Here is a 9,241-nt window from a genome sequence, read left to right as displayed (position 1 = left end):
TGGATGGTTTCATCGAGTTTTGACAGTAGTAAGGTTCGTTTTAGAGGAGGGTTCAACGCAGCGATCAATAAGCCATGATAACAACGGGTTATGACCCCTGAAATGGTACCACAACCATAGCCCCAATACCGTTTGTAATTAACCATTCCCTTGATTGGGCTGTGCTTAAATTACCGCAAATTTCCCGTCCATAGTTTAAGGTCATGAATACTCAATGGGTTAACTCTCCTGACTAGGAAGATTGTATAAAGTTTTTTAGGGAATGTTCTATTATTTAATTATGTTTTCTTATTGTGTCAATCTGCCTCTTTAACTACCTGAGAACTCAAAGAGCAAAAGTGCCACGGCACCGGTCTAAGACTATTAAACAGAAATGCTTTTTGTAACCAGGATTTAAGCCGTATTTGAACAACTATTTCCCCTGAAAGGTAAGATTTTAGCCATAATTCTTCTGATCCCCATCCCTGGGTTGTGATTTGATGAAGCTTAACGGTACAATTTTTCTCTAGTCAAAGAATATATAGAAAATATTAATTTTTTAAAAATCTGTTTTTTGTTTTTTATAAGCAATATAATTAATATTTTTCCCTTGAAGTTGAATCATTTTCCTCTTAAACAAAAAAAATATATTGATCTATCAGTAGCTATATGTTTTTTAATTTCTTTTGACTAAAATTTGTTCTCAATAAGCATCAAAAAAGAATAAAAGACAAGGGCAACCCTACCGACTCATCCCAAAAAAAAGACGTGAGAAGGGACAAAAATAATTTATTTAGCTTCTAATTTTGATATGCTATAAAAGAATCTATTAATCTTTCAAGAGTTTTCTTATCTCTATGGTCATTAATGTTTTGAAATTGTCTCGCTTCATGGGTTACACGATTAGCCTTCTCTGTCTTATTTTATTTCTGGGGGGAAAGGCTCTAGCTGTCACACAAACCACCTCTTCTAATGAGTCTTCTTCTATTACTCCTTATTTAAATCGTGCCATTGAACGAGTGACAGAATTTACCTTAGATAATGGCATGAAATTTATTATTATGGAAAATCATGACGCTCCTGTGGTTTCTTTTGTCACTTACGCTGATGTGGGAGGGGCAAATGAACCCGATGGAAAAACAGGAGTTGCTCATTTTTTAGAACATTTAGCCTTTAAAGGAACCACAGAAATTGGTACCACTAACTATGAAAAAGAAAAAGAAACTTTAACTCGTTTAGATCAAGTTTTTGAACAACTCAAAGCTGCTAAAAAAGCAGGGGATGAAGAGAAAGTTAAACAATTAAGAGAAAGCTTTGACAAAGTACAAGCAGAAGCAGCCAGTTATGTCCAACAAAATGCTTTTGGCCGAATTGTAGAAACGGCTGGTGGCGTTAATATTAATGCTACAACCAGTGCAGATGCAACCCGTTACTTTTATAGTTTTCCCTCCAATAAATTAGAATTGTGGATGTCTCTAGAATCAGAACGATTTTTAGATCCTGTGTTTCGGGAATTTTATAAAGAACAAAATATCATCTTAGAAGAACGACGGTTACGGACAGAAAATAACCCCATTGGGACGATGGTAGAAGCGTTTTTAGATACTGCTTTTACAGAACATCCTTATAAGCGTCCTACCATTGGTTATAACGAAGATATTCGCAATTTAACCCGTGAAGATGTTCAAGACTTTTTCAATATTTATTATGGGCCGAGTAACCTAACCATTGCTCTTGTTGGGGATGTTCAACCGGAACAAGTTAAACAATTAGCTCAAGTTTATTTTGGTCGCTATGAGGAAAAACCTGCACCCCCTCAAGTGACAAAAGTCGAACCCAAACAAGAAGAAACCCGTGAAGTTACCTTAAAACTAGCGTCTCAACCTTGGTATTTAGAAGGGTATCATGTTCCTGCTTTAAGTCATCCAGATAGTGCCATTTATCAGGTGATTTCGACTTTATTAAGTTCGGGAAGAACCTCTCGTTTATATAAGTCTTTAGTTGAAGAAAAACAAGTGGCTTTAGTGGCTCAAGGATTTAATGGATTTCCGGCGGATAAATATCCCAATTTGATGTTATTTTATGCTCAAACCTCTCCTAATGCTTCCATAGAAGAGGTGGCGACAGCCTTATCCTTAGAAATTGAAAAATTGAAAACTGAACCGGTTTTTGAACAAGAATTACAACGGGTAAAAAATCAATTACGAGCCGGTTTATTACGTTCTCTAGACTCTAATTTAGGTATGGGTAAAGCGTTAGTTGAATATGAAGTAAAAACGGGAACTTGGCGCAATTTGTTTGACCAAATACAAGCTATTGACGCAGTCACCTCTGCCGATGTTCAACGAGTTGCAAGAGAGACTTTTGTCCCTGAAAATTTGACCATTGGAAAGATTTTACCGAAGTCTTAGAAACTGTTCCTAAAGAAAAAATAAAAACCAATTTTGTAAGGTGGGCAAGATTTTTAGGAATGGGGTTAGTTGAGATAAGTCTTTGACTTGCCCACCCTACCCTCTTAAGATTCTGTTTATAAACAGTCTCTTAGATACTTAACTCTTAGGTGGGTATTCCCCACCTTGATACATCTTAATTCATTATCTCAAACTTTCTATGCTATTTAAAGGTCAATTAACCCCTACAAATTCAACCTTAAAGTTAAAATATATTGATCTCTTTTGTGGAATTGGAGGCTTTCGGATTGCTTTAGAATCAGTTTGTTCTCAGTATAGATTTAAAGATAAAAAAATAGACCCTATTTGTGTTTTTTCTTCGGATATCGATGCCGATGCTCAAAAAAATTATGAAGCGAATTTTAAGGAAAAACCGCAAGGAGATATTACCAAAATTCCTATATCATCAATTCCTAAACATGATCTTTTATTAGCTGGTTTTCCTTGTCAACCTTTTAGTATTTGTGGTCAGCTTAAAGGCTTTGAAGATACAAGAGGCACTCTATTTTTTGAGATAGCTCGAATTCTTAAGTACCATAAACCCTATGCTTTTATCTTAGAAAATGTTAAACAATTAGTCGGACATAATAAAGGTAAAACCTTAAAAACTATTTTAGAAATTTTATCTAATTTAGGTTATTATGCAGACTATAAAGTTTTAAATGCTTTAGACTTTGGCTTACCCCAAAAACGAGAGCGAGTTTTTATTGTTGGTTTTCGAGACCCCCTTGCTTTTATTTGGAAAAAACCAAATATATCAATGAAACCCTTATCAGAAATAATCGAAAAATCTGTATCAGAATTTTACAATGCTTCTGAACAAATACAAAAAAATAGATTAGCTAAATATCAAGGAAATCATCAGCATAAAATTACAATTTGGCATGAAAATAAAGCAGGTCATATTAGTGCTTATCCTTACTCTTGTGCCATGAGAGCCGGAGCATCTTATAATTATCTTTTAGTCAATGGTAAACGTCGTTTAACCGAACGAGAAATGCTCCGTTTACAAGGTTTTCCTGACTGGTTTCAATTGATTGGTTCCTATTCATCAGCTAGAAAATTAGTGGGAAACTCCGTTGCAGTCCCTTGTGTTGTTTCTATTATCAACTCTATATTTGATGCAGTTGATAAAAATAAATTCAAGGTTAATAAAACGAAATAAAAATTGATTAAAACTACTCTATTTGATTGAATTATGAATTTAGATATTGAAAAAGCTAAAATGGGACTAGATAAAACTATTAATAAGTCTCGAATGTCAAGAACGTCAATATAGCGAGATTAAACTTCCTGAAATGTGGCAATAAATCAGACAACCAGAAGACTTTACTAAACTTAATGATACTTTTGACCCATCAAGCCTTAGATTGATCATAAGCGTAATTTTGTCAGTGTAATGGACAAGTTACTGTTGAACTTTTGATCAAAGTCTTAGTTAACGAGATATGACCCCTATAACAACAGACGTTACCAGTCCGCAACAAACTTCTTTACCTCCCGAAGATGCCCAGCAACGGGTCAGTCACTTCATGAAAACCCTTCAAGACGAAATTTGCCAAGGACTTGAAACAGCAGACGGTGGTGGCAAATTTCATGAGGACAGTTGGGAAAGAGAAGAGGGAGGCGGTGGCCGTTCTCGTGTCCTCAGAGACGGTAATCTATTAGAACAGGGTGGGGTAAACTTCTCCGAAGTGTGGGGAAAACAGTTACCCCCTTCCATCTTAAAACAGCGTCCTGAAGCAGAAGGACATGGTTTTTACGCCACGGGAACCTCTATGGTTCTCCACCCCCGTAACCCCTACGTTCCCACGGTTCACCTCAATTATCGCTATTTTGAAGCGGGTCCAGTTTGGTGGTTTGGAGGCGGTATTGACTTAACTCCCTATTACCCCTTTGCTGAAGATGCAGCCCAGTTTCATCGTACTTTAAAGGAAACTTGCGATAAACATCACCCTGAATATTATCCCGTGTTTAAACCGTGGTGTGATGAATATTTCTATCTCAAACACCGTCAAGAAACCCGTGGCGTTGGGGGTATTTTCTTTGATTATCAAGATGGAACTGACCCCTTATATCGCGGTCCCCATGCTGATAAAGCAGCAGCCAACTATAGTAATCAATTATCTCCTCAAAAAAACCGTACTTGGGAAGAGTTGTTTGCTTTTGTTAATGACTGTGGACGGACTTTTTTACCGGCTTATCTTCCCATTGTCGAAAAGCGTCGTAATACCGAATATGGGGACAGAGAAAGACAGTTTCAATTATATCGTCGGGGACGGTATGTGGAGTTTAATCTAGTATATGATCGCGGGACAATTTTTGGTCTACAAACCAATGGTCGTACCGAGTCTATTTTGATGTCTTTACCCCCTTTGGTTCGTTGGGAATACTGTTATGAACCGGAACCCAATACCCCAGAAGCTGAGTTATACAACACTTTCTTAAAGCCTCAAGATTGGGTTAACTGGAAAGCTTAAAAAAGTAGGGTGGGCATTGCCCACCTTATTAATATTACAAAGCCTTCAATATGCCATTTTCAACCTGATAAATGGATGACATAATGCTGTTTTCTAACAATATTTCTTTAACCTCTTGTAGATAAAGTTCAATTGTATTTCGTAATATGGGCTTTTCGACACTAACGGTATGATGATAGTCCCAAAGATCCCACATCATAATACCAAAAACGACAAGAGGATCAATCAACTGCGCCCCTATTTTAGTAGCAGCGATTCCTCCGGTTTTAGCCGCCATTTTTGCCCCAGATTTTCCAGCTAGAGATAACATCGCTATCCCTCCTTTACTAGCAAGAGGAATCATAGCTTTAGCAAATAAATAGGGACTTCCAACCACTAAAAGTTTCATCGATAAATTAGAGACATTACCTTCAGCATCCTTAATAGTTACAGCAAGACCATTAAGATATTTTTCCCATTCAGCTTGGGGAATATTATAATGACTTTGAAGGTTAGCGAGATTATTGGTTAGGGAATCAACATATACATTGGCTGTATTTCGGGTTATATTTTCTAGTTGAAGTTGTGATAATTTTGGCTGTAATACTCGTTTAGCAAACTCCCTTTGCATTTCTTCAGTTAATTGTTTAGCAACTGCTTGATTTGGAGAAGGATTTTTACGATTAACCCAATGAAATACGGCTGATTTTAAGTAAAGAAAAGGAGTACGAAGTTCTTGATATTTTTGATTGAAATAACCAAAATACCAAGGTAAAAAACTATCATCAACACGAGTCATTAATTGATTTACCCATTGATCTAATTCTTCTGAAGCAAAATTTTCTGCGTTTATTTTTGCTTGTTTAAGGGAAATTGCAATACCTTCATCAATATTTTTTTTTTCAGGAACAGTAATTGTAACCTCTGTATTTTCTCTGCTATTTAATTCAGATATCCCTTGAGACATGGAGTAATTCATCACAAATTTTCCAGCCCAACTCAAGACAATAAGGCAAAAAATAACCAAAAGAAAGGGCTTAATAGCATTTAAAACTGTAGCAATTCCAGTTAAAATCGTATTAAGTCTTTCAGTTTTTTCTGTATAACTTGGTTGTACTTCTACTGTTATAGATTCTTTGGGTACTAAGTTATTATCAATTGATTCTTGATTCATCAATATACCTTCAAAATATTTTTAAATGTAACTATTATTTTTATTCTAAATTTCAAAAAGTAGGGTGGGCAATGCCCACCTTAAAAATATAACAATTAGGAAGCTGATAAAATTTGTTCATCTAAAGTAAAATCAATGTCAGCTTGATCCCGTTTCGATGCTAAATAATCATTTTCAAATGAGTCTTTCAAACCGTTAATTAAATCATATTCGGGTTTCCAATCTAATTCTTGTAATGCTTTATGAATATCAGCAAAAAAGTGCTGCATTCTCAAAGGAAATGCTTTCTTTTTACCGAAGTCGAATTGTTTAGGATCATAATGAACAATATTAATGTCATCGGCAGATTTACCCGCAGCAACGGCGCAAGCTTTAGCTAACCCATCAAAGGTAACATAACGTTCCCCCGAAATGTTATAAATTTGTCCGATCGCTTGTTCATTTCCTAATACTGCAGCCATCCCTTTAGCTAAGTCTTCAATATGACCAAACTGGGTAAAATGTAAGCCATTACCAGGAATAGGAATGGGTCGATTTCTCACAATTCTATCAAAAAACCAAGCTTCTAAATCATTATAATTTTGAGGACCATAGATATAGGTGGGACGAATAGAAGTCCAGGGAATACCCGATTTTTCTAAGTAACTTTCGGTTTCAAATTTTCCTTTATGACGACTATTGGGATCGACTTCATCTCCTTCGATATGAGGCATTTGATCGGACTTTAAATAGACTCCTGCTGAACTCACATAGACAAAATGCTTAACTTTATTATTAAAGATTTCTACGAGGGGTTGAGTATCGCTTAATTCCCGACCATTGTTATCAAAAATCCCATCAAAACTTTCAGAAGCTAACTTTTCTTTTAACTGGTTAGCATCCTTGCGATCGCCGTGAATTTGTGTTACCCCTTCAATGGGTGCCGGTTTATTGCCTCGGTTAAATAAGACCACTTCATGACCTTGTTTAACTAATTCTTTGGTGAGATAAACTCCAATAAAACGGGTTCCACCCATAATTAAAATACGCATTTTTAATAGTTCTCCTAGGTAAAATTAATTGATTTAATTATGCGACTTCTTGGGGAGGAAGTCGGCGAATTTCTGAATAAAAAGCAGTGCGACTATAGCCATCTTTTCCTTTCATTAAACTGGTACGTAGTCGTAAGTTCGGACTGGCAAACCAGATCCTTTCTTCCATTAAAAAGTCGCCCATTTCAAGGGTCAATGTTAATGCTTCATCATCTCCTAAACTATAGTTTCCTTGGGATGAAGGGTTAGACTGAAAACTTTGTATAATTTTTCCTTTTTGTGGTGTATTACTATCAGGAATAACAATCATCGTTGCCGTTCCTGTTTGCTTTTGTTGGCTATAATAGTCACTAGAACTATTCCAACTAATTTCTTGACCACCGATCGCTTGGTTAGGATCAATACGATGTTGTTGACAAAGGGAAACCAGCAGAGAATGATCAGTGTTCAACCATTCTACGGTTAATTCCGATTTATGACTCTCTGCTTTTTCTGTGTCAAACTGATAGCTACTTCGCTGAGAAAACCATTGACCGATACATGATTCTAGAAAGGTTTGTATGTCCATGAACACTGTTGAGTTATCTGATAAAAATAGGGTGATGGGTTACTTTTATCCCTTTTATTTCTTAAGATTTAGAGGGTTAAATAAGGCTATTTGTGGCTATTTTTTAAGCAACCCCACAACCCTGATTGTATCATGACATCTCACCCTTTCTTAGTTGTCTTGTTCCAGAAGGTTAAGAGAAAATAAAGCAGCTTCTCTGACTTGGGGTTGACCATCTTTGGCTAAGAAGTTGAGAGCAGAAATACTCTTTTCTGTGTTAAAGTTACCTAAAGCCTGTGCCAAACGTTGCCGCACTAACCAATCTTCGGAGTTAGCAAAGCGCAAAATCTCATCGATAGCGTCGATGGCGTTGATCTCGCCAATGGCTGCGATCGCTGCTTGTTGCATGACGGTTTCTTTGCTGTCTAAGGCTTGTAACAAGAGGGTTTTGGCGCGAACATCCCCTAAGTTACCCAGGGACACAGCAGCACTAAACCTTACTAACCATTGTGTGTCTTCGTAGAATGCTCTGGATAAGGGTTCATAAGCGCGCGGATCTTGTAAATACCCTAATGCGCCAGCAGCATCAGCCCGAATGCCATAGTCTGGGTCTGTCTCTAATAGTTTAACTAAGATAGGGTAACATTCGTCAGTTTGTTTGACTCCTAGGGCAAACACTGCCATTGATCGCACTTGTAAGATTTCGTCGTCTAAGACTTTCTTAATTAAAGGGACTGCATCTTCTGCGGAAACTTGTCTTAAGGAAGCTAAGGCTAACAGGCGATCGCGGGAGTTTTCGCTTTCTAGTTGTAAGGATATTTGTTCGAGGTCGGTGCTAATCATTTTTGTAACATTTCTTTATAACTGGTTGCTTCTATTGTAACGATTTTTTACAGTTTGATCACAGATGGCTCATTTTGTGTAGTTTTTGATGGTTTGATGTTCATTGTTTTCTCTATTTTCGTTTATTGTTGATTATTATTGGCAAATTGTTCTAAAAAAGTTAAGATTGCGAGTTGAGATTTTTCGGGTAGTTGCTTAAATAAAGTCTTTTCTATTATAAAGAGCAATATTATCCCAATGTAAAGATTCCAAATAAAAAATAATTAAACAATAACCTTCTCCCATTGTACTAAGAGGATAATCTAACCAGGTAACCGTTAGCTGTTCATCACAAGATTTTTCAATTAATTCCAGTTGGTTTTGTAAATGATTAATACCTTGACATAAAGTGTTAATATCTGTCCATTGTCCTGACTCGACATTAAAAAGATTATTAAGAAACATCTTGTTTTTTTTATACTCAATTAAATCTGCTGTTAGACAAGAAAGCTGATCTTCTAAGTCCATTTCTTCTTGTTTTTCAATATTTCTATCAATATCTAATGTCATTTAAATAACTCCTTAAATTCAATAAATTCATTATCAGTAATGGGTCGTCTTTCATTTCGACGAATTTTCATTAAATGTGCTTGAGAAGAACGATTAATTGTTGTTACTAACTACCCATCTTTCTCAAAAATGTGTTCTCTTCCTCTCTTTCCCCTAACCACATATCTATCATCTTCTTGAAGAAAAACATCACTTTTTTTTGCATTCAC

General features: G+C 36.2%; 8 protein-coding genes and 1 pseudogene. 3 read left to right on the top strand and 6 right to left on the bottom strand.

All coding sequences use genetic code 11. The features are described 5' to 3' along the window. Positions 1-205, bottom strand: a pseudogene (locus C4E06_RS02410) (glycogen debranching enzyme N-terminal domain-containing protein); the annotation flags it as partial. 631 nt (positions 206-836) lie between these two features. Between C4E06_RS02410 and C4E06_RS02405 the strand changes: the two are divergent. From C4E06_RS02405 to hemF, 3 genes are all read left to right on the top strand, one after another. Next, positions 837-2,390: a pitrilysin family protein gene (locus C4E06_RS02405; protein WP_107666634.1), complete on the top strand. Its 1,554-nt coding sequence runs from the start codon at positions 837-839 to the stop codon at positions 2,388-2,390. Between the two features lie 199 nt (positions 2,391-2,589). Further along, positions 2,590-3,594, top strand: coding sequence for a DNA cytosine methyltransferase (locus C4E06_RS02400; protein WP_107666633.1), 1,005 nt, complete (start codon positions 2,590-2,592; stop codon positions 3,592-3,594). Between the two features lie 283 nt (positions 3,595-3,877). Next, positions 3,878-4,909 (top strand): oxygen-dependent coproporphyrinogen oxidase, encoded by a 1,032-nt coding sequence (gene hemF / locus C4E06_RS02395; RefSeq protein WP_107666632.1) that lies wholly within the window; start codon positions 3,878-3,880, stop codon positions 4,907-4,909. Positions 4,910-4,943: 34 nt separating this feature from the next. On the opposite strand, the gene C4E06_RS02390 is transcribed toward hemF, so the two are convergent. The 5 genes from C4E06_RS02390 to C4E06_RS02370 form a co-directional block, all read right to left on the bottom strand. After that, a complete protein-coding gene (locus C4E06_RS02390; RefSeq protein ID WP_107666630.1) occupies positions 4,944-6,062 on the bottom strand; it encodes a hypothetical protein in 1,119 nt (372 codons plus the stop codon). A 95-nt stretch (positions 6,063-6,157) separates the two neighbouring features. Then, complete coding sequence (locus C4E06_RS02385) at positions 6,158-7,093, bottom strand: NAD-dependent epimerase/dehydratase family protein (protein ID WP_107666628.1); 936 nt, start codon at positions 7,091-7,093, stop codon at positions 6,158-6,160. A 37-nt stretch (positions 7,094-7,130) separates the two neighbouring features. Beyond that, the gene (locus C4E06_RS02380) at positions 7,131-7,661 is read right to left on the bottom strand and encodes a phycobiliprotein lyase (RefSeq protein ID WP_107666627.1); all 531 of its coding nucleotides are present in this window, start codon (positions 7,659-7,661) and stop codon (positions 7,131-7,133) included. A gap of 150 nt (positions 7,662-7,811) precedes the next feature. After that, positions 7,812-8,483 carry a HEAT repeat domain-containing protein gene (locus C4E06_RS02375; RefSeq protein ID WP_107666625.1) on the bottom strand — a complete coding sequence of 224 codons (672 nt, stop codon included), beginning with the start codon at positions 8,481-8,483 and terminating at the stop codon, positions 7,812-7,814. A gap of 195 nt (positions 8,484-8,678) precedes the next feature. Then, complete coding sequence (locus C4E06_RS02370) at positions 8,679-9,032, bottom strand: hypothetical protein (protein ID WP_107666623.1); 354 nt, start codon at positions 9,030-9,032, stop codon at positions 8,679-8,681. Positions 9,033-9,241 lie beyond the last annotated feature (209 nt).

Origin of the sequence: Cyanothece sp. BG0011, assembly GCF_003013815.1 — a bacterium.
Classification (GTDB): Bacteria; Cyanobacteriota; Cyanobacteriia; order Cyanobacteriales; family Microcystaceae; genus Crocosphaera.
Note: the sequence above shows the minus strand (reverse complement) of the source record. Positions and strands in the feature narration are given on the sequence as shown.